Here is a 19,573-nt window from a genome sequence, read left to right as displayed (position 1 = left end):
TGCGCGGATCGTGGGCGGAAGCCGGACGCCCTCGGGCGTCTCTCGCGTCGGCGGCCCGGCGCGTTCGCGCATGGGTCTTCCGACGGGTGCGCGCGTCAGTGGCCGCGCGCGATCCATTCGTCGAGGTGGGGCGCCTCGGCGCCGATGGTCGTCGACTCGCCGTGTCCCGTGCGGACGACCGTCTCCGGCGGGAGGGTCAGCAGCCGGTCGCGGATCGACGCGACGATCGTCGGGAAGTGGGAGAACGAGCGGCCGGTGGCCCCGGGACCGCCCTGGAAGAGGGTGTCCCCGGTGAAGACCGTGCCGAGACCCGGGTCGTAGAGGCAGACCGCCCCGGGTGCGTGACCGGGGGTGTGCAGCACGGTCAGATCGGTGCCGGCCGCCTCGATCACATGGCCGTCGTCCAGCCAGCGGTCGGGCAGCCGGTCCGGATGGGTCATCTTCCACAGCGGCAGGTCGTCCGGGTGGAGCCAGATCGTCGCGCCGGTGCGCTCGGCGAGGGCGGGCGCGGCGTCGATGTGGTCGTTGTGGGCGTGGGTGCACACGATGGCGCGCAGCCGCCGGTCGCCGACGGCCTCGGCGATGGCGTCGGCGTCGTGGGCGGCGTCGATGACGATGGCCTCGTGGTCGTCACCGACGATCCACACGTTGTTGTCGACCTCCCACGTTCCGCCGTCGAGGGAGAAGGTGCCGGAGGTGACCAGGCGGTCGATGCGGGCGGTCATCACAGCACCACCACCGAGCGCAGCACGTCGCCCTGGTGCATCCGCTCGAAGGCCTTCTCCACCTCGTCGAGGGTGATGGTCTCGGTCACGAACTTGTCGAGCGGGAGGCGCCCTTGCAGATGCAGGTCGATCAGCATGGGGAAGTCGCGGGAGGGCAGGCAGTCCCCGTACCAGGACGACTTGAGCGCCCCGCCGCGCCCGAAGACGTCGAGAAGCGGCAGCTCCAGCTTCATCTCGGGGGTGGGGACCCCGACGAGGACGACGGTGCCGGCGAGATCACGGGCGTAGAAGGCCTGCTCGTACGTCTCCGGGCGGCCGACCGCCTCGATGACGACGTCGGCGCCGAAGCCGCCGGTCAGTTCGCGGATCGCCTCGACGGGGTCGGCCTGCCGGGAGTTGACGGTGTGGGTCGCGCCCAGTTCCTTCGCGGTGGCGAGCTTGCGGTCGTCGATGTCCACCGCGATGATCTTCGCCGCGCCCGCGAGATACGACCCCGCGACGGCCGCGTCACCCACGCCGCCGCAGCCGATGACCGCCACGGAGTCGCCACGGCCCACGTTCCCGGTGTTGATGGCGGCGCCGATGCCCGCCATCACCCCGCAGCCCAGCAGGCCAGCCACCGCCGGGGAGACGGACGGGTCGACCTTGGTGCACTGTCCGGCCGCGACCAGCGTCTTCTCCGCGAAGGCGCCGATGCCGAGGGCCGGGGAGAGTTCCTGGCCGGTGGCGGCGAGGGTCATCTTCTGCCGGGCGTTGTGCGTGTTGAAGCAGTACCAGGGACGACCGCGCCGACAGGCACGGCACGTGCCGCACACCGCCCGCCAGTTGAGGATCACGAAGTCCCCGGGGGCGACGTCCGTGACGCCCTCGCCGACCGACTCGACGACGCCGGCCGCCTCGTGGCCGAGCAGGAAGGGGAAGTCGTCGGTGATGCCGCCCTGTTTGTAGTGCAGGTCGGTGTGGCAGACACCGCATGCCTGGATGCGCACCACCGCCTCACCGGGACCCGGATCCGGCACGAGGATCGTCTCCACCCGCACCGGCTCGTCCTTGCCAGGGGCGATCACGCCGCGTACTTCCTGCGCCATGCTGCTGCCTTCCGTCGGTGGTGCGGGCGCGGTGCGCCCGGAGCGGGCCAGGGGCGGCCCACCCCTATGATCCACGGCGGATTAGGCTGAACGCCCATATGGCGCAGGGAATGCCGTGACACTTCGCGAGGAGCGGTGTGAGCATCACCGATAGAGAAGACACGGACAGCACGGAGGACGCGGAAGGCACGCGGGACGCGTACGGTCCCGACGGGCCGAAGGCTGCCGAAGGTGCCGAGACCGCCGGGGGTGCGGAAGGTGCGGCACCGGGCCCGGACTCCGCGGTGCCCGCGTGGCGGCTGCTCCTCGGATATGTACGACCGCACCGGTGGACGCTGATCGCGGGTGCGCTGCTGGCGCTCGTCACGGGGGCCACGGGGCTGCTGCTGCCGCTCGTGGCCCGCGGCCTCATCGACGATCTGGCGCACCACCGGCCCCTCACCGGGGCGCTGCTCGGCATGGCGGGGCTCGTGCTCGGCAATGCGGCGCTGGGCGGACTGGGTTCGTACGTGCTGCGGCGCACCGCCGAGTCGGTGGTGCTCGGTGCCCGGCGCACCCTGTCGTCGTATCTGCTGCGGCTGCGGATATCCGCGGTGGACCGCACCGAGCCCGGCGACCTGATGGCCCGTATCACCTCCGACACGACGCTGCTGCGCGAGGTCACCACGGACTCGCTGGTCGGTCTCGCCACCGGCGGCCTGACGCTGCTCGCGACGCTGGTGATGATGGGCCTGGTGGACGTGGTGCTGCTCGGTGTCACGCTCGCCGTGGTGCTGGGCGCGGGCACCGTGCTCGGGGTGATCGTGCCGCGCATCAACCGGGCGAGCCGGCAGGCGCAGGACGCGGTCGGCGCGATGGGCGCCCTGCTGGAGCGGATCCTCGGCGCGCTGCGCACGGTCAAGGCGTCGGGTGCGGAGTACCGCGAGGAGGCGGCCGTCCACGCGGCGGCGGAGGAGTCGTGGCGGCAGAGCGTGCGCGCCGCCAAATGGACGGCTGTCGCGGGAAACACGGCGGGCCTCGCGATGCAGATCGCCTTCATCACCGTGCTGGCGGTGGGCGGCGCGCGAGTGGCGACCGGCGCGATCGACGTGGGCACCCTGGTCGCGTTTTTGCTCTACGTGTTCTATCTGATGTCGCCGATCCAGGAGGTCGTCGGCGCGGTGACCCAGTACCAGACCGGTTCCGCCGCGCTCGCCCGTATCCAGGAGGCGCTGCGGCTGCCCGCCGAACCGCCCCTCCGGTCCGCTCCGTTGCCGTCGCCCGGCGCGCGACCGGCCGCCGTCGCCTTCGAGGAGGTGCGCTTCCGGTACGGCGACGATCTGCCGTATGTGCACCACGGGATGACCTTCGCGGTGCCGGCCCGCGGGATGACCGCCTTCGTCGGTCCTTCGGGTGCGGGCAAGACAACCGTGTTCTCCCTGATCGAGCGGTTCTACGACCCGGAGTCGGGCACCATCACGGTCGACGGCCGGGACGTGGGCGAGTGGGAGCTGTCCGAGCTGCGCTCCGCCATCGGCTATGTGGAGCAGGACGCGCCGGTGCTGTCCGGTTCGCTGCGGGACAACCTTCTGCTCGGCAACCCCGAGGCGGACGACGCGGAGGTGACGCGTGTGGTGCGGACGACGCGGCTGGACGGTCTGGTGGGGCGTCTCCCCCAGGGGCTCGACACCCTCGTCGGGCATCGCGGGACCAAGCTGTCCGGCGGGGAGCGCCAGCGTGTCGCGATCGCCCGCGCGTTGCTGCGCCGCCCGCGCCTGCTGCTGCTGGACGAGGCGACCTCGCAGCTCGACGCGGTCAACGAGGCGGCCCTGCGGGACACCGTCGCGGATGTGGCGCGGTCGACGACGGTCCTCGTGGTCGCCCATCGGCTGTCCACCGTGACGGCGGCCGACCGGATCGTCGTCATGGACGGGGGCCGCGTTCGCGCGGTCGGCACCCATCGCGATCTGGTGGCCGCGGACCCCCTGTACGCCGAACTGGCCGCGACCCAGTTCCTCGCGGCGGACGACTGAGGGCGCCGCGGCCAGGCTCGGGGCGGGTCAGGACTCCGGGCGTGCGGCGGTCAGGATCTCCGGGGCGGCCTCGTCGTCGACGGAGTGCGCGAGGAAGTCGTCGACCATGCGGTGGAAGAGGGTGGCGAGCTGCCTCAGTTCCTCGGGCGACCACGCGGAAAGGGCCGCCTGCATGCCACGGACGCCGGTCTCGCGGACGCGGTCGACGGCCTCCCGGCCGAGGGTGGTGAGTTCGACGCGGTGGGCGCGGCGGTCGTCCGGGTCCGGCACCCGGCTGACGTAGCCCGACTTCTGCAGCTGCTGCACCTGCCGGGTGACGTGCGAGGCCTCGACCCCGAGCCGGTTGGCCAGTTCGCCCGGGCGCAGCGGCTCGGAGTCGGCGATCTGCCGCAGCAGGGCGACGGCGGCCCGGTCCAGCGGCACACCCGCGAGCGCCATCAGCCGGTCGTGCTGTCGGGCGCGCGTGCTCAGATACGTGATGCGGTTGAGCGCTCGCTCGATCTCGATCACTTCCGGAGAGGCGGGGGCGGAACGCGGCTGTGGGGTGGGCATACGCCCGAGTTTACCATATCGTTGACTAAGTCAAGTAAATTGGCCGCGGGGTTCCGCACCGGGCCGGCCGTGCTCGGCCAGCCGTCCGACCTCGTATCCCCGCTGCTCGCAGGTGTCGAGGACGAGCGGCAGCGCGCCCAGCGCCGACCGCCAGGCGCCCGGGGCGGAGGTGCAGTCGGAGTCGTGCAGCAGGACGGTCCCGCCCCCGTCGAGGTCGGCCGTGACCGTGCGGTGGACTGAGTCCGGTGTGGCGTGGGCGGTCCAGTCCTCGCCCCAGCAGGTCCACAGCACGGGGGTGAGATCGAGACGGCGGGCGGCCAGATGCGCGGCGGCCGACATGATGCCGTAGGGAGGCCGGAAGAGCCGCGGCTGCCGTCCCGTGATCGCGGCGACCGTGTCACGGGCACGGGCGAAGTCGTCGTAGGTGGCGCGCGGGCCGCGCAGCAGCAGCGGACGGTGCCGCCAGCCGTGGACGCCGATCTCGTGGCCCGCCGCGGCGATGTCGCGGACCAGACCGGGAGAGCGGTGCGCCTGGTTGCCGAGCAGGAAGAAGGTGGCGTGCACGCCCCGGTCGGCGAGCAGCCGCAGGAACAGCGGGGTGGACACCGGGTCGGGGCCGTCGTCGAAGGTGAGGGCCACATGACCGGCCCGGCCGCGGCCGGACAGGCGGGGCATGACGCGGTTGCGCAGCGGACCGAAGGTGGAGACGACGGGCGCGACATGGACGGCGGCGAGGACGGGCAGCGCGGCACGGGCGGCGGCGCGCACCAGGCGAGCGGCGGTCATGCGTCGGGTCCCTCCGGTCGGAGCCGTACGGTGGTCACGAGGGGTGTCCCTCCGGTCGGGGGCCGTGGCCCGGTGCGAGGCGAGCGGGATCACGATCCAGGATGACAGCCGGGCGGCGGCGCGGCGCGCGCCGCGTCAGCTCGGGTGGTAGAGCGAGATCAGCAGCTCGGTCACGGACTGCACCGCGGGGTGCGGATCGTCCCGCCACCAGGTGAGCCGGACGGCGATGGGCTCGGCGTCACGCACCGGCCGGTAGACGACCCCGGGCCGGGAGTACTGATTGGCGGTGGACTCGGCCGTCATGCCGATACGCCGGCCGGTGGAGATCGCGGCCAGCCAGTCGTCGACGTCGTGCGTGGCCTCGGTGGCCGGGCGGGCGTCCGGCGGCCACAGCTCCGCTGTGGTGGTGCCGGTGCGGCGGTCCACCAGGAGGGTGCGTCCACTCAGGTCCCCGAGGCGTACCGAGCGGCGCCTGGCCAGCGGATCGTCGGCGGCCATGGCGCACAGCCGCCGCTCCAGCCCCACGATCGCCGAGTCGAAACGCCGGTCGTCCACCGGTCTGCGCACCACCGCGAGGTCGCAGGATCCTTCCGCCAGCCCGGCCGTCGTCGAGTTCACGCGTACCAGGAGCAGTTCGGTCGCCGGATGCTGTTCACGCCAGCGCCGCTGGAAGGCGAGGGTGTGGCGGCCGAGCGCCGACCAGGCGTAGCCGATCCGCAGCCGGGCGGGACCGGAGGTCGCGTCCCGGACCAGTTCGTCCACCTCGGCGAGCACCCGCCGAGCGTGCGCCATGACGCGCACCCCGGCGGGGGTGGGGGTGACCTCGCGGGAGGTACGGCGCAGCAGCCGTACGCCCAGCGAGCGTTCGAGCGAGGCCAGCGTGCGGGACACGGCCGCCTGGGAGACGCCGAGGGCGATGGCCGCGTCGGTGAAGGTGCCCTCGTCGACGATCGCCAGAAGGCACCGCAGCTGCCGCAGTTCCACGTCATGCATGACCCAAGCGTATGAGTGTCTCGGTGCATGCATTTTTCGCATGCTTCCCGTCCTCGCACCATCGGAGCATGCACGCAGCATCCGCAGACCCCGCGGCGCCCGCCGCAGGCCGGACCGATCCCCCGGTCCTCGGGCCGCAGTCCGCCGGCACGAGCCCGGCCGGTGTCGTCACCATGGTCGGCAGCGGCCTGTCCAATCAGACGGGCGCCGCGATCGGGTCCCTCGCCTTCCCCGTCCTGGGGCCGCTCGGCGTCGTCGCGGTGCGCCAGTACGTCGCGGCGCTGGTCCTGCTGGCCGTCGGCCGGCCCCGCCTGCGGTCGTTCACCTGGCCGCAGTGGTGGCCGGTGCTGCTGCTGGCCGTGGTGTTCGGGACGATGAACCTGTCCCTGTACAGCGCCGTCGACCGGATCGGCCTCGGGCTCGCGGTGACCCTGGAGTTCCTCGGCCCGCTCGCCATCGCCCTGACCGCGTCACGGCGCCCGGTCGACGCGTGCTGTGCGCTGATCGCGGCGGCGGGAGTCGTCGTCCTGATGCGCCCTCAGCCGTCCGCCGACTACGTGGGAATGGGCCTCGGCATCCTGGCCGCCTGCTGCTGGGCGGCGTACATCGTGCTCAACCGCGTCGTCGGCCGGCGCGTCCCCGGGGCGCAGGGCTCGGCGGCCGCGGCAGCCGTGTCCGCCCTGCTGTTCCTGCCCGTCGGGGTCGTCGTCGCGCTTCGGCACCCGCCGACCGCCGGGGCGGCCGGGTGTGCGGTCGCGGCCGGTGTCCTGTCCTCCGCGGTGCCCTATCTCGCGGATCTGTTCACGCTGCGGCGCGTCTCGGCGCCCGCGTTCGGACTGTTCATGAGCGTCAACCCCGTGCTGGCCGCGATCGTGGGCCTGCTCGTGCTCCGCCAGCGGCTGGGCGGCATGGAGTGGGCGGCCATCGGGGCCGTCGTGGCCGCCAACGCGGTCAGCATCGTGGCCGGACGGCGCTGACGAGGCCCGGAAGCGCTCGGCCGACGCGGTGTACGACGGGACGCGGGTGGAGGGCCGGTCCACCGGCCCCCCTCGTCAGAGCGACGGACCGCCCGGGGTGGCCTCACGCACCGCGGCTCCCGCAGCGGGCGTGCCGGCCGCGTCGGTCCCCACGGCCTCGCGCCAGGCCGCTCCGGACGCGATGGCCTGCCGCCAGTGTCGGATCGCCTTCGGCGCTATTCCCGCGGCGACGACGCCCGTCACCCGGTCACCGGTGCGGTACACCGCCAGAAACCGCCGTTCGGCCAGAGCACCCTCCACGACGGCGAACTCGTCATGGCCGCGCAGATGGCCGTAGGCCTGGATCTTCAGCTCGTACTGGTCGGACCAGAAGAACGGCACGGGTGCGAACGGTCTGCCCGGTCCGGCCGCGAGCAGGTTGCGGGCCGCGGCCATGCCCTGCTCGGCCGCGTTGGTGCGATGCTCGATCCGCATCGACACACCGAACAGCGGGTTGTGCCAGCGGGCCACGTCCCCGGCCGCGTACACGTCCGGGGCCGCCGCGCAGTACTCGTCGCAGACCACTCCGTCGTCCACCGCCAGGCCGCTGTCCGCCAGCCAGCCGGTGTTGGGCACCGAGCCGATCGCGACCAGGATCTCATCGGCCTCGACCACCTCGCCGTCCGCGAGCCGCACTCCTTCCTCGGTCACCTCCGTCACCGTGACCCCGGTGCGCAGTTCCACCCCGTGGTCCTGATGGGCCTGGGCCAGCACGCGTCCGACGTCCTCGCCGACCGCGTGCGCGAGCGGCACCGGCGCCGGTTCCAGCAGGGTCACCCGGGCGCCGAGTCCGCGGGCCGCGGCGGCGGCCTCCGCCCCGAGGAACCCGGCGCCGACCACGACCAGCCGTCGGCCTGGGGCGAGCCCGTCCCGCAGGGTCAGCGCGTCGTCCAGGGAGCGCAGGACGTGCGCGCCCTCGCCGGGCAGCCGGCGCGGGCGTAACCCGGTGGCGATGACCAGTCCGTCGTACGCGACCGTGGAACCGTCGGCCAGCCGGACCGCTCGGCCCGCCAGGTCCAGCCCCGTCGCCGCGACGCCCAGTCGCAGGTCCAGGCCGAGTGCGCGCAGATGGCCGGGCGTGCGCAACATCAGCCGCTCCGGCCGCCATCCGTCGGCCAGCAGTTGCTTGGACAGGGGCGGCCGGTCGTAGGGCGCGTGGGGTTCGTCGCCGACGAGGGTCAGGGTGCCCTCGTACCCCTCGCGGCGCAGTGTCTCGACCGCGGCGAGACCCGCGGCCGACGCGCCGACGACCACGATGTGCCTCACTGTGCCGCCGCCCGGGTCGTGGGGGCGTCGCGCAGGGCGCTCGGCTGGTCCTGTTCCATCCGCGTGTTCCCTTCCCCATTCGTCGGATTCATCTGGTGCCGGATCGTCGGATCGCTCGGTGCATCGGATGCGTGGTCTGGCATGAACGGCCGCCACCAGAGCGAAAGTTCGGGGATACGGTAGTCCGATACGTTCAGTGGGAACGGGAGTTCGTTCTCGGCGTAGCCGCAGCCCCTTTCCCTCCCCCCGGTCGCGCGCGTATCTCCCCTGTCTCAGGCGCGGTTCGTGACCGGGGCCAGCCAGATGCCGACGATCGCGTCGACCAGGCCGCTCGCGGCGTCGCCCCAGGTGGCACGAGGGGTGGGCGTGCCCTCGGCCAGGGCGCGTTCCCGTTCGGCGGGCAGATGGAGTATCAGCTCCCTTGCCATGGCGCTGCGTTCGGCCCGGATCTCGGGCGGCAGATCGGGCAGACAGCGGTGCAGCCCCTCGAGCACCTGCCGAAGTGACGACGAGGAGAGGGACTCCTCGACCATGATCGCGTGCATCCCCGGATCGGTCATCACCTGGGCGCAGAACCGGGCGTACCAGGTGGGGCTGCCGAGCGCCGCAAGATGCTCGGGGAGGGGACGCACCAGACAGGACACCCAGTCGCGTACGTCCGTGGAGTCGCCGGTCTCGGCCAGCATCCGCAGGCGCACGCCCTCGATGCGTGCGGCGTGTTTGCGGACGATCGCGCGGACCAGGTCGGCCTTGGTGCCGAAGTGGTAGCCGACCGCGGTGTTGTTGCCCTGGCCCGCGGCCTCGCTGACCTGACGGTTGGACACGGCGTGCACCCCGCGCTCGGCGAACAGCCGCTCCGCGGCGGTGAGGATCAACTCGCGCGTCGCGCCGACCTGTTCCGCCCGTACCGTCCTGCCGGCCATGGTCACCACCCCACCGGGACTGCGGGCGGTCCTCCGGCGGCCAGTCCCGCGAGCGGCCGGAGGTCCTCGACCGGGGTGGCGAGGTCCACGGGCGGAAGCCTACGCAAGGGCGGTGCCCCGACGATCCGCCGGCGCCCGAGGGTCCCGGCGGCTCGCGGCCGTTCCGGCGTCCCCGGGCCCTGATCAGCGCATCCAGGCGCGGTACGACAGCATCTCACCCGCCTCGAGGCCGTACTCGCGTTCGGCCCGGCCGGAGGTGCTCTCCAGACCCAGTACGCCGCTGGGCACGGGATCGGCGCGGCGCAGCTGCGCCCTGCGCCGCAGGCTGTGCGCGGGCCGTCTGCTCGGTGCGGCGCTCGCCGTCGCGGCCACCCTGCCGGCGGTCGTGGCGGGGTGAGGGCAGAGCCGGCTGCTCAGGCGCCCGGCCGCCAGTGGGCCGGGCGCAGGATGGCGAGCAACTGCCGGACCAGTTCGTCCACGATCTCGTCGAGGGTCGCCTCCACCCAGCCGGCCCGCCAGTCGTGCAGCAGGCCGTTGACGCTGCCGATGAACGCCGTGGCCGCGATCCGGTAGTCGCGCGGCGCCGCCTCCCCGCGCTCGGCGGCCAGCGCGGCCTCGGCACAGATGAACTCCACCCACCGGGAGCGGCGTTCCAGCCGCTGTTCCTCCAGCCGCGGGCTGACGCCGATGATCTCGACGAAGGTGATCCGGATCCGGCGCGGATCGGAGGTGACGTCGGCCGCGTACGCCCCGAAGACCGCGGCGGCGCGCTCGGCGAGCGGGAGGTCGCGGGCGCGCGCGAGGGCGGCCGCCGCGGCCTGCTCCGCCCAGTCGTTGACCTGGAGGTGCAGAGCGGCCAGCACGTCCTCGAGGGTGTGGAACTGCTCGTAGAACTGGCGTGTCGACAGCCCCGCCGCCTCGCTCAGCGCCGCGACTGTGGTGCACCGGTAGCCGGGACTGTCACCGAAGAGCTGCAGCGCGGCGTCCAGAAACCGCCGGCGTCGCTCGGCCTGCCGTTCCTCGGCCGACTTGCCTCCGTAGCGCCCCGTGGGCTGTCTGAGTCTGCCCGTCACGCACTCCCCCGCGTCACTCGCCGATGTGTTCGCCTCTCGCTCAATTTTGTCGCGTGCGGAGTCTTGTGAAGAAGGCGGCACCCTCCTTACTTTCCAGTAAGTCATTCTGAACGCAGACGTATTCAGAATCGGCGACCCGCACCCTCCGGCCCCGCCGGGCGTCGCACCCCGATCGCATTGTCATGCTCGCACCAGGTCCAGGTGGCCTTCGCCACCCTCCCTCGACGACAGGACCCCCACCATGCCTGCCTCCAGACCCCGGTACCTGCTCGCCCTGTCCGCCGCCCTCGCCCTGACCGCCGGCGGGACGGCGTCGGCGGCCTCGGCACAGGACTCCTCCACCGCGCTGCGCGAGGTGATGTTCGTCGGCAACAACTGGGACGGCACCGCCGACGTCATCAGGTCGAGCGGCGACTTCGCGAAGATCGGCCGCGTCAACGTGATCCCCGACAAGTCCGAACGGATGGCGGAGATCAACGGCGATCCCATCAAGTGGATCTACTTCATGGCCATCCGCAACAGCGTCGGCGAGGGGCACGACCAGTTCGTCGACGACATGTACTCCACGCCGGACGGCAGGTCGATGGTCGTCTCCCGGCCGAGCTTCGCCGACGTCGTGTCCATCGATCTGGCCACCGGAAGGATCAACTGGCGTTTCCCGGTGGCGGGTTACCGCGCCGACCACATGGCGGTCTCCCCCGACGGCACCCGGGTCGCGGTCTCCGCCTCCACCGCCAACAAGGTGCAGGTCCTCGACATCGACACCGGTCAGGAACTGGGCGAGTTCGCCACCGGCGACAAGCCGCACGAAAACATCTTCACCAAGGACGGCAAGTACATCTGGAACATGGCCATCGGTGACGTCAACACCTCGCTGGACGACCCGGCGTGGGACTGGACCAAGGGCGACCGCCACATCACGGTCGTGGACGCCCACACCTTCAAGCAGGTCAAGATCGTCGACATGCGCAGCCGGCTCGACGCCATCGGGCTGAAGGACTTCTCCGACGCGGTGCGTCCCGCCGCGTTCACCCCCGACGAGTCCAAGCTGTACTTCCAGGTGTCGTTCTTCAACGGCTTCCTGGAGTACGACGTGGCCGCCGACAAGATCACCCGGGTGAAGACCCTGCCGAAGAACCCGGCGACCAGCGAGGACCGTACGACCTGGGTCAACGACTCACGCCACCACGGCATCTCGATGAACCCGTCCGGCACCAAGCTGTGCATCGCGGGGACGATGGACGACTACGCCACCGTCGTCGACCGCGCCACCCTCCAGGAGGGCCCGCTCGTCACCGCCTCCAAGCCCTACTGGGCGACCGTGAGCGGGGACGGCGAGGACTGCATCATCTCGGAGAGCGGCGCCGACCAGGTCACCGCGATCGACTTCTCGACGGGCGAGAAGGTCGTCTCGGTCCCGGTCGGCGACCACCCGCAGCGGGTGCGCCTGGCCCATGTCCCGGAGGACTGGACGGGTCCCTCCGCTAGCTGATCTCCTTCGCCGCCCACGCCGACAGCTCCGTCCGCGCCGCGCTCAGCAGCGACGCGGACGGGGCCTTCGCTCCGTTCGTGACCAGCGCGCAGTGCACGCCCGCGGGGCCGGAGGCGGTCAGCAGAAGCCGTTTGCCGCCCGCGCCACCGGGTTCGTCCGCCACGGCGATCGGGGTCGACCCGGTGTACGCGGGCAGTCCAGCCGCGGTGCCGAGATCCGAGACCACCGTGGTGGACGCGGCCGGGAAGGAGGCGGGCAGATGCAGCTCCGTGGGCGCGGCGGAGCCGTTCGAGCGCCAGACCAGCAGACCGTACTGGCCCGAGCCCACCAGCCGCGCCACGTCGGGGAGCGAGGCCGGGACCGGGTTCCAGGTCAGGGTGGTGGAGCCGTCCCGGGAGCGGTCCTCGTACGTGAAGGCGAGCGTCGTCCCCGCGGTGGCGCTCGGGTAGAGCCGGTCCAGCAGCCGGGCGTCCTGGCGCAGCACCGGGGAGCCGGAGTCGTCGAGGGCGACCACCGAGAGGTCCTCCCCGTTCCAGGCGTCGCCCGGGGTGAGGACCTTGTCGGGGTTGCCGTTCATCGCCTCGTGGTGGCGGCCGCTGTAGAGATCCCACTGCCACTGGGTGCCGGACAGCACCGTTCCGGAGGCCGCCGGATCGTTCCACCAACTCGTGCCCGGCAGCCGGGAGTCGAGGGCCTGGTACATCGCCTTCACCACGGTGGGCGCCTTGTCGGAGACCGAGCCGGACAGCGGATGGCCGAACTCGCTGACGACGGCGGCCGTGCCCAGGGCGGCGGCCCGGTCGCGCACGGTGGCGAAGTCGCCCGCGTACTGACCGTCCCCGGCCTTGCCCCACATCAGGATGCCGGAGATGGCCTTCTGGTCGTAGAAGTGGGTGTTGAAGACATAGCGCGATCCGAGCGTGCCCGCGTCGAGGAGTCCTCCTTCCTGCTTCTGACTGGAGATGTTGGCGTTCCAGAAGAGGTTGGGCTCGACGAAGGCCGGTTTGTCCTGCCAGCCGGCCGAGTCCATGCGCGCGCGGAACCGCTCGTAGAACGGCAGGAGCACGTTCTGCTCCCAGGTGCGGCTCGTCCGACCCGAGTCGTAGGTGCCCGCGTACGGCTCGTTGTACGGGTCGAAGCCCATGACGCCCGCGAACTCGTCGTCGGTCAGGTGCTGGGCGAGGTACGTCATGGTCTGCTGGGCTGTGGCGAGGAAGGCGTCCTGCACGCCGTACGCGTTGCGCCAGAAGTCGTACGACGCCTTCGTCACCGCCTGGTTCTGGGTGATGTTCTGGCCCCAGAAGAGACAGATCCCGCAGGACTCAGCGGGGTAGTTCCCGGCGTCCACGGCCCACTGCGGGGCGCCGTCACCGGTGTACCAACTTCCCTCGTCGAACAGATGGCGCGAGTAGAGGTCCTGGTGGAAGTCGGGCAGAACGCGGAGGCCGGCGTCGAGGAACGGGCGCATCTGGTCCGTGAGCGCGGCGAGATAGGCCGTGTCGGTCCGGCCTCGTACGGGCTCGGCGTGGTCCCACGAGAGCAGGAAGCGGACCGCGTTGCCACCGCCCAGGGTGCGCAGCGCGGCCGCGGACTTCCTCGCGTCGGCGACCGAGGCGAAGGGCAGGCCGCCGTTCTCCGCCAGCTTGGTCTCGCCGGAGACGTTGTAACCGCGCAGCACGACCTCGCGGCCGAGACCGTCGGTCAGCCGGCCGTCCCGGACGGTGAGGGCGGACCGGGCCCGGGCGTCGAACCAGAGGGAGTCCGGAAGGGAGGCGGCGGCCACGGGATGTCCACCGGTCGTCGCAAGCAGACCGGTGAGCGCCACGAGAAAGCCGAGCAGACGCGCACGCAGTTTCGCCATGTCCATTACAATCGGACGAGAATTGCGAGGCGTCAACTCACTTGCCCTGACCGCCTGTTGGGGCGCTAGATGCGTGGGGGCAGGCGGTGCAGTCGTACGTCCCCGAGCGTGCCCTCGGTCACCGTCGCGGTCATGTACGTGCAGTGCGGCCGGCGTCGCCGGTCGGTCGGGGAACCCGGGTTGAGCAGCCGCAGACCGGTGTCCGTGGTGGTGTCCCACGGGATGTGGCTGTGTCCGAAGACCAGCACGTCGAGATCGGGAAAGCGCGCGGCGCAGCGGGCTTCACGCCCCCGGGCGGCGCCGGTCTCGTGGACCACCGCGAGGCGCAGACCGTCGAGGTCGGCACGGGCCACCTCGGGCAGCCGGGCTCGCAGGGCGGGACCGTCGTTGTTGCCGTGGACGCCGATCAGCCGCGCGGACCGGCTCTCCAGCAGATCGAGCGTGGCGACGTCCACCCAGTCACCGGCGTGGATCACGACGTCGGCACGAGGGAGTTCGGCGAGGAGTTGCGGGGGCAGTTCCCTGGCGCGCCGGGGGACGTGGGTGTCGGACATGAGCAGCAGACGCACGATGTCAGGGTGTCATGACGGCACGACCGGGGGGCGCCGCCCGCACCGGGGGCGCGTCCACGGCCATGCGCGGGCCGGTGTCCGTGGTCGTGTCGACGAGCGGTCGTCGTCAGGTGCGGGCACTCGTCGGCGCCTGTTCGAGGAGGATGTCCGCCCACACCTGCTTGCCCCCGCTGACCGGGAGCGTCCCCCAGGCCGCGGCCACGGCCTCGACGAGCAGGATGCCCCGGCCGCCGGTGGCCTCCCAGCCGATGCTCGTCGGCTTGACGGGCGAACGCGGTGAGGCGTCCGCGACCGCGACGCGCAGCCGGTGGTTGAGCAGAGTGAGGTCGAGGCGCACCCGGCCGTCGGTGTGCACAAGGGCGTTGGTGACGAGCTCGGAGACGACGAGGAGCACGGTGTCGACGTCCTCCGTCGCCACACCCCAGACACGCAGATAGCGCCGGGTGAAGCGCCGGGCGTGCCGGACCGCCTCGGGGACCCGCCACACCGTCCAGGTCTCGCGCAGCGGGCGCACCGCCATGCCGTCGTAGCGGACCAGGAGGAGGGCGACGTCGTCGCTGCGGTTGGCGTCGGCGAGCAGCGCGTCCGCGACGAGCCCGAGGTGGCCGGGATCCGCGGCGGACAGCTCCCGGCCCAGCCGCACGAGGCCGTCGTCGAGGCTGGTCTCGGCGGTCTCCACCAGGCCGTCCGTGGTGAGGGCGACGATCGTGCCGGGCTGCAGCCGCATCTGGGTCATCGGGTACTCCGCCTGGTCGACGACGCCGAGGGGCGGTCCGCCCTCCGCCTCGACGATCTCCGCTCTGCCGTCCGGATGACGCAGTACCGGCGGAATGTGTCCGGCACGGACGCACCAGGCGGTCCCCTCCTCCATGTCGACGTCGACATAGCAGCAGGTGGCAAAGAGGTCGGACTCCATCTCCACGAGGAGCCGGTTGGCGTGCGACACGACGACGTCAGGGGGGTGGCCCTCGGCGGCGTACGCGCGCAGGGCCGTGCGCATCTGGCCCATGAGGGTGGCGGCTCCGGCGTTGTGACCCTGCACGTCGCCGATGACGAGGGCGGCGTGGTTCTCGGGCAGCGGGATCACGTCGTACCAGTCGCCGCCGAGTTCCAGGCCCGCGGTGGTCGGCAGATAGCGGGCCACGGCGTCGGCGCCCGGCAGCCGGGGCAGACGGCGGGGAAGAAGGGCGCGCTGGAGCATGCCGATCAGTTCGTGTTCGGCGTCGAAGGCGTGGGCGCGCACGAGCGCCTGTCCGGCGAGACCCGCGGCGGCGGTGAGCAGGGCGCTCTCGTCGGGGGTGAAGTCGTGCGGGCTGTCCCAGCCGATGAGGCAGGCGCCCGCCGTTCGTCCGCCCGCGGGCAGCGGCAGCACGACCAGGCCGCCGGGCCCGACCTCGGCGAGCGCGGGTTCCAGGTCGGTGCCGGCCGGCCAGATCCCCGCGCGGCCCTCGCGCAGCGCGGCGGCGAGCGTCGGCATGGCGCGTACGGGGGCGTCGGGCCACTCGGTGCGCCATTCGGTGCGCCACAGCTCGGGCCAGGCATCCGGTTCGGGCGGGTCGAGGACGGTGACGACGAGCCGGTCGGACTCCAGCTCGGCCAGGGCGATCCGGTCCGCGCCCAGCGGGGTGCGCAGGGCGGCGACCACGGCGCCGCTGACATCGCGGACGGTGCCCGCCATGGCGAGGGCCGCGGCGAGCCGTTGGATGCGGGTGACGTCGCTGACGGCGGGGCGCAGCTTCGAGGCGTCCGCGACGGTACCGACGAGCCGGGCCGGCCGTCCCTCCTCCGCGGGCAGCAGCCGCCCGCGCAGCCGCAGCCATCTCGGCGCGCCGGAGGGCTGGAGGATACGGAACTCCAGTTCCCGGTCCCCGACGGAGAGACGCTCGGGTTCCACGACGGACATCAAGGCCGGCACGTCCTCCGGCACGGTCCGGGCGAGCAGGGTCTCGACCCTGCCGTCGAACGCGTCCGGATCGATGCCGTAGAGGTCCAGTACCTCGCCGTCGACCTCGACCCGGCCGGTGTCCACGGTGAGAGCGAACGAGCCGCCGACCGGCCGGGCGGTGCCGTCCGTGTCCGGCGCGGGGCCGGTGACGGCTTCGGTGACGAGTTGGAGGCACTCGCGGTCCTCGGCGTCGAAGCCGTCCGGATGGTCGGTGACGGCGGCCAGGCAGCCGCCGTCGCGCAGCGGCAGGATCCCCAGCCAGAAGTCCGGGTCCGGCAGCCGGCCCGGGTCGGAACAGCGACCGAGGTCCTCCGGCGCGAGCCAGAGGGGCTGCCCGGTGCGGTGGGCGTCCGCCAGGGGGGACCCCGCGGGAAGCGGATGGATGTCGCGCAACCCGTACAGGGTCCTCGGCACGCCGACCGCTTCGATCAGCCGGACCCCGTCACCGTCCTCGTGCGGGGTGTAGACGGCGACGAGGGTGGCCGTCGTGAAGGCCAGGGCCTGTTCGAGGACGCGGCGCAGCCGCTCGCGCGGTTCGAGGTCCGCGGTGAGCGTCTTGAGGGCAAGTTCCGCACGCTGCGTTCTCGTTCTGCGTCCCGCAGCGCCCTCACTGCCCACTCTGCAATTACAGCGCTTCCGCCGCTGCGGCGCAGCCCCTCTGCGCGTGTCGGCGCAGCTCCTTGTGCGTGTCGTTACCTCGGGGCGCCGACGGACTGTCGCGGCGGAGCCTGGCGGGATGCGATGTGTCCCGGTTTCTGGGGGTGACAGGGACACCCGGGAAGCGCGGGAGCGGACCTACGGTGGTCGTATGAACGGCACGAACGCCGTCGGCGACTTGGAGGTCGCGCTGCTCGCCGGCATCAGCTCCGACCACCACCTGCGGCTGGAACAGGGCCGCACTCGAACAAGTTCGAGATCGGCGTTCCGGCCACCGCGCCGACCGACGAGGGATGACCGGTCCGGACTCCCTGAGAAGGGGGCGACTTCGCGGTCGCGAACGTTTCAGAACGTATTGCCGGCCGACGCCGATCGGTCCGGCCCTCCCGCCGGAGGGCCGGACCGTGGCGCACTGATTCAGGGGCTCAGTGGCTCGTCAGCGAGGAGCCGTCGGCCGCGCCGTTGCCCTGCGCCTGCCCGGGCTGCTCACTGCCGGACTGCCCACTGCCGGACTGGTCGGCCGCGCCGCCCGTCTGCTGACCGGCGCCGCTCTGGTCGCCGGGGCTGGCGCTCTCCTGACCAGCACCGCTCTGGTCACCCGCACCGGCACCGGCGCCGGCACCGCTCTGGTCACCCGCACCGGCACCGCTCTGGTCACCCGCACCGGCACCGGCACCGCTCTGGTCACCGGGGCTCGCGCTCTGGTCGCCCGCACCCGCAGCGCCGCCCCCGCCCACCGCGCCACCCGCGCCGAGGGTCGCGCCGGTCGCCTTGAGCGCCGCGGTCACCGGCTGGAAGAAGGTCTCGCCACCGGCGGTGCAGTCGCCGCTGCCGCCCGAGGTCAGACCGACCGCGCTGCCGTCCTGGGTGAAGAGGGAGCCACCGCTGTCTCCGGCCTCGGCGCAGACGTTGGTCTGGATGAGCCCGGTGACGGTGTCGACGCCGCCCGGCACGGTCTCGCTCTGGAAGTTGACGGTGGCGTCGAGTCCGGTGACGGTTCCGTCGTGCAGACCGGTGGTGCTGCCCATCCGGAAGACCTGCTGGCCCACCACCGCGTCCGCGGCCTGGTTGATCTGGACCGTCTGCCCGTTGCCGGCGTTGACCTCGCTCGGCGCCTGGGTCTTGGGGTCGTCGTACTTGACCAGCGAGAAGTCACCGTTGCCGGGGAAGGTGGCCTGGTCGACGGTGGCGATCGGCTGCCCGTTCTGGGAGTCGGACCACTGCTTGGCCGCGACGCCGCAGTGGCCGGCCGTCAGGAAGGCCGGGGTCCCGTCGCTCGCGGTGACGTTGAAGCCGAGGGAGCAGCGGACACCACCGCCGTTGGCCTGGGCGAAGATGGCGTCACCGCCCGACACCAGCGTCTTGAACGAGCCGCCGGACTTCTTGAGGGTCGCCATACCCGAGCCGAGGCTCTTGACGGTCGACTCCACCTTGTCCCACTTGGCGCCGGTGACGCTGCTGTCGGCGCTGACCTGGATCTTGTTGGTCTTGGGGTCCACGGACCAGGCGGTGCCGGGGACCGTGGCCTGCGCCTTGAGCGTCTTGGCTGCGGCCTGGAGCGCGGCGGTGCTGTTCTGCACCTTGTTGGGGATCGCGCCGGCCTTTCTGATGGTGTTGACGACATTGCTGTCGTTGCCGACCACATTGACGACGATCTGCTGCTTGTCGGCGTTGTAGTACGAGCCGGCGAAGGCATCACCCAGCTGGGCGGCGATCTGCGAGGCGAGGCTCGAGACGTCGTTCGCCTTGAACGTCTTCGGAGTGGCGTCCGACGAACCCGTCTGTGACGCGTTGGCGTTGGGCAGCAGAAGGGCCGCCGCTCCGAGCGCCGCCACGCTTCCCACCGCGATCGCGGCCTTGCGCTTGGGTATGCGTTTGTGACTCAACTCTTTACCTCCTGGGGACGGGGGGTGGTTCGCCGCCGTCCGGCAGCTGTCTGGGGCGCCTGGATGCCTGTTGATACGCACGTGTCATGAGGGGTGTTCAACCGGGCTGCGATCTGGCCGAGTTGGCGTATGCGAAAGCGTGAAATAGGTGGCAAACGCGTCTGCGGAGCCCCGGACGGGGGTATGGAATCACGCATGACGCCAGCCGAAGCCGACAAGATCCTCGTCGGCAGCTTCGCCCCCTGGGTGCAGGACCTGGGACTCACCGTGGTCGAACTGGACGAACGGCGGGCCGTGCTGCGGCTGCCCTGGTCCACCCGCCTCGCCCGAGAGGGCGGCGCGCTGTCGGGACAGGCTCTGATGGCCGCGGCCGACACGGCCACCGTGATCGCGGTGTCGGCGGCGCGCGGCGGCTTCGTCCCCATGACGACCGTCCAGCAGTCCACCAGCTTCCAGCGCGCGGTCGTGGATACGGATGTACTGGTGGAGGCGGTCCTCACCAAACTGGGCAGGCGCATGGCGTTCGCCGACATCACGATGACCTCGGGCGACACGGCCACGATCGCGGCACGGGCGAGCACGGTGTACGCACTGCTGGACTAGGGCCTGTCGTCAGACTCCCGCCTGCCCCGCGACGCCATGCACGCTCCCCCACGCTCGGCTTCGCTCGCGCGGGCGGTGCCCCCACCGCCGCACCGGGCGAAACCCCACGTACCTCCAGTACGA

At 72.1% G+C, this 19,573-nt stretch carries 17 protein-coding genes; 4 read left to right on the top strand and 13 right to left on the bottom strand.

All coding sequences use genetic code 11. From position 1 onward, the window contains the following. Window positions 1-95: 95 nt before the first annotated feature. Both ACFY2Z_RS14110 and ACFY2Z_RS14105 read right to left on the bottom strand, forming a co-directional pair. Window positions 96-725 carry an MBL fold metallo-hydrolase gene (locus ACFY2Z_RS14110; RefSeq protein WP_311694651.1) on the bottom strand — a complete coding sequence of 210 codons (630 nt, stop codon included), beginning with the start codon at window positions 723-725 and terminating at the stop codon, window positions 96-98. Next, window positions 725-1,813 carry an S-(hydroxymethyl)mycothiol dehydrogenase gene (locus ACFY2Z_RS14105; protein ID WP_390744432.1) on the bottom strand — a complete coding sequence of 363 codons (1,089 nt, stop codon included), beginning with the start codon at window positions 1,811-1,813 and terminating at the stop codon, window positions 725-727. Before ACFY2Z_RS14105 ends, ACFY2Z_RS14110 begins: the two co-directional genes overlap by 1 nt. Before the next feature lie 284 nt (window positions 1,814-2,097). Between ACFY2Z_RS14105 and ACFY2Z_RS14100 the strand changes: the two genes are divergently transcribed. After that, entirely contained in the window at window positions 2,098-3,825 is a 1,728-nt protein-coding gene (locus ACFY2Z_RS14100; protein ID WP_390744549.1) for an ABC transporter ATP-binding protein, read from the top strand. Between the two features lie 27 nt (window positions 3,826-3,852). On the opposite strand, the gene ACFY2Z_RS14095 is transcribed toward ACFY2Z_RS14100, so the two are convergent. The 3 genes from ACFY2Z_RS14095 to ACFY2Z_RS14085 form a co-directional block, all read right to left on the bottom strand. Continuing rightward, entirely contained in the window at window positions 3,853-4,377 is a 525-nt protein-coding gene (locus tag ACFY2Z_RS14095; RefSeq protein ID WP_390744431.1) for a MarR family winged helix-turn-helix transcriptional regulator, read from the bottom strand. 30 nt (window positions 4,378-4,407) lie between these two features. After that, entirely contained in the window at window positions 4,408-5,163 is a 756-nt protein-coding gene (locus ACFY2Z_RS14090; RefSeq protein ID WP_390744430.1) for a polysaccharide deacetylase family protein, read from the bottom strand. Between the two features lie 135 nt (window positions 5,164-5,298). Beyond that, the gene (locus ACFY2Z_RS14085) at window positions 5,299-6,156 is read right to left on the bottom strand and encodes a LysR family transcriptional regulator (RefSeq protein ID WP_390744429.1); all 858 of its coding nucleotides are present in this window, start codon (window positions 6,154-6,156) and stop codon (window positions 5,299-5,301) included. A gap of 68 nt (window positions 6,157-6,224) precedes the next feature. On the opposite strand from ACFY2Z_RS14085, the gene ACFY2Z_RS14080 reads away from it, so the two are divergent. After that, window positions 6,225-7,133, top strand: coding sequence for a DMT family transporter (locus ACFY2Z_RS14080; RefSeq protein ID WP_390744428.1), 909 nt, complete (start codon window positions 6,225-6,227; stop codon window positions 7,131-7,133). A 75-nt stretch (window positions 7,134-7,208) separates the two neighbouring features. Here ACFY2Z_RS14080 and ACFY2Z_RS14075 read toward each other — a convergent pair whose 3' ends face one another. The 4 genes from ACFY2Z_RS14075 to ACFY2Z_RS14060 form a co-directional block, all read right to left on the bottom strand. Continuing rightward, window positions 7,209-8,438: an NAD(P)/FAD-dependent oxidoreductase gene (locus ACFY2Z_RS14075; RefSeq protein ID WP_390744427.1), complete on the bottom strand. Its 1,230-nt coding sequence runs from the start codon at window positions 8,436-8,438 to the stop codon at window positions 7,209-7,211. 272 nt (window positions 8,439-8,710) lie between these two features. After that, window positions 8,711-9,361: a TetR/AcrR family transcriptional regulator gene (locus tag ACFY2Z_RS14070; RefSeq protein ID WP_390744426.1), complete on the bottom strand. Its 651-nt coding sequence runs from the start codon at window positions 9,359-9,361 to the stop codon at window positions 8,711-8,713. Window positions 9,362-9,544: 183 nt separating this feature from the next. Further along, window positions 9,545-9,733: a hypothetical protein gene (locus ACFY2Z_RS14065; protein WP_390744425.1), complete on the bottom strand. Its 189-nt coding sequence runs from the start codon at window positions 9,731-9,733 to the stop codon at window positions 9,545-9,547. Window positions 9,734-9,774: 41 nt separating this feature from the next. After that, the gene (locus tag ACFY2Z_RS14060; protein WP_390744424.1) at window positions 9,775-10,434 is read right to left on the bottom strand and encodes a TetR/AcrR family transcriptional regulator; all 660 of its coding nucleotides are present in this window, start codon (window positions 10,432-10,434) and stop codon (window positions 9,775-9,777) included. Between the two features lie 241 nt (window positions 10,435-10,675). On the opposite strand from ACFY2Z_RS14060, the gene ACFY2Z_RS14055 reads away from it, so the two are divergent. Then, a complete protein-coding gene (locus ACFY2Z_RS14055) occupies window positions 10,676-11,926 on the top strand; it encodes a YncE family protein (protein ID WP_390744423.1) in 1,251 nt (416 codons plus the stop codon). Here ACFY2Z_RS14055 and ACFY2Z_RS14050 read toward each other — a convergent pair. From ACFY2Z_RS14050 to ACFY2Z_RS14035, 4 genes are all read right to left on the bottom strand, one after another. Continuing rightward, window positions 11,919-13,793, bottom strand: coding sequence for a cellulase family glycosylhydrolase (locus ACFY2Z_RS14050; RefSeq protein ID WP_390744422.1), 1,875 nt, complete (start codon window positions 13,791-13,793; stop codon window positions 11,919-11,921). The two genes, ACFY2Z_RS14055 and ACFY2Z_RS14050, sit on opposite strands and share 8 nt — an antisense overlap. Window positions 13,794-13,852: 59 nt before the next feature. Next, window positions 13,853-14,356: a metallophosphoesterase family protein gene (locus ACFY2Z_RS14045; protein WP_390744421.1), complete on the bottom strand. Its 504-nt coding sequence runs from the start codon at window positions 14,354-14,356 to the stop codon at window positions 13,853-13,855. Window positions 14,357-14,465: 109 nt separating this feature from the next. Then, window positions 14,466-16,922 carry a SpoIIE family protein phosphatase gene (locus ACFY2Z_RS14040; protein ID WP_390744420.1) on the bottom strand — a complete coding sequence of 819 codons (2,457 nt, stop codon included), beginning with the start codon at window positions 16,920-16,922 and terminating at the stop codon, window positions 14,466-14,468. Between the two features lie 464 nt (window positions 16,923-17,386). Then, window positions 17,387-18,847 (bottom strand): S1 family peptidase, encoded by a 1,461-nt coding sequence (locus ACFY2Z_RS14035; protein ID WP_390744419.1) that lies wholly within the window; start codon window positions 18,845-18,847, stop codon window positions 17,387-17,389. A gap of 195 nt (window positions 18,848-19,042) precedes the next feature. Here ACFY2Z_RS14035 and ACFY2Z_RS14030 point away from each other — a divergent pair, with 195 nt between their 5' ends. Further along, window positions 19,043-19,450, top strand: coding sequence for a PaaI family thioesterase (locus ACFY2Z_RS14030; RefSeq protein ID WP_390744418.1), 408 nt, complete (start codon window positions 19,043-19,045; stop codon window positions 19,448-19,450). Window positions 19,451-19,573: the final 123 nt, after the last annotated feature.

The organism is Streptomyces sp. NPDC001222 (assembly GCF_042896945.1).
In the GTDB taxonomy this organism is placed as follows: Bacteria; Actinomycetota; Actinomycetes; order Streptomycetales; family Streptomycetaceae; genus Streptomyces; species Streptomyces gibsoniae.
This window is presented reverse-complemented; position numbering and strand designations above follow the sequence as displayed.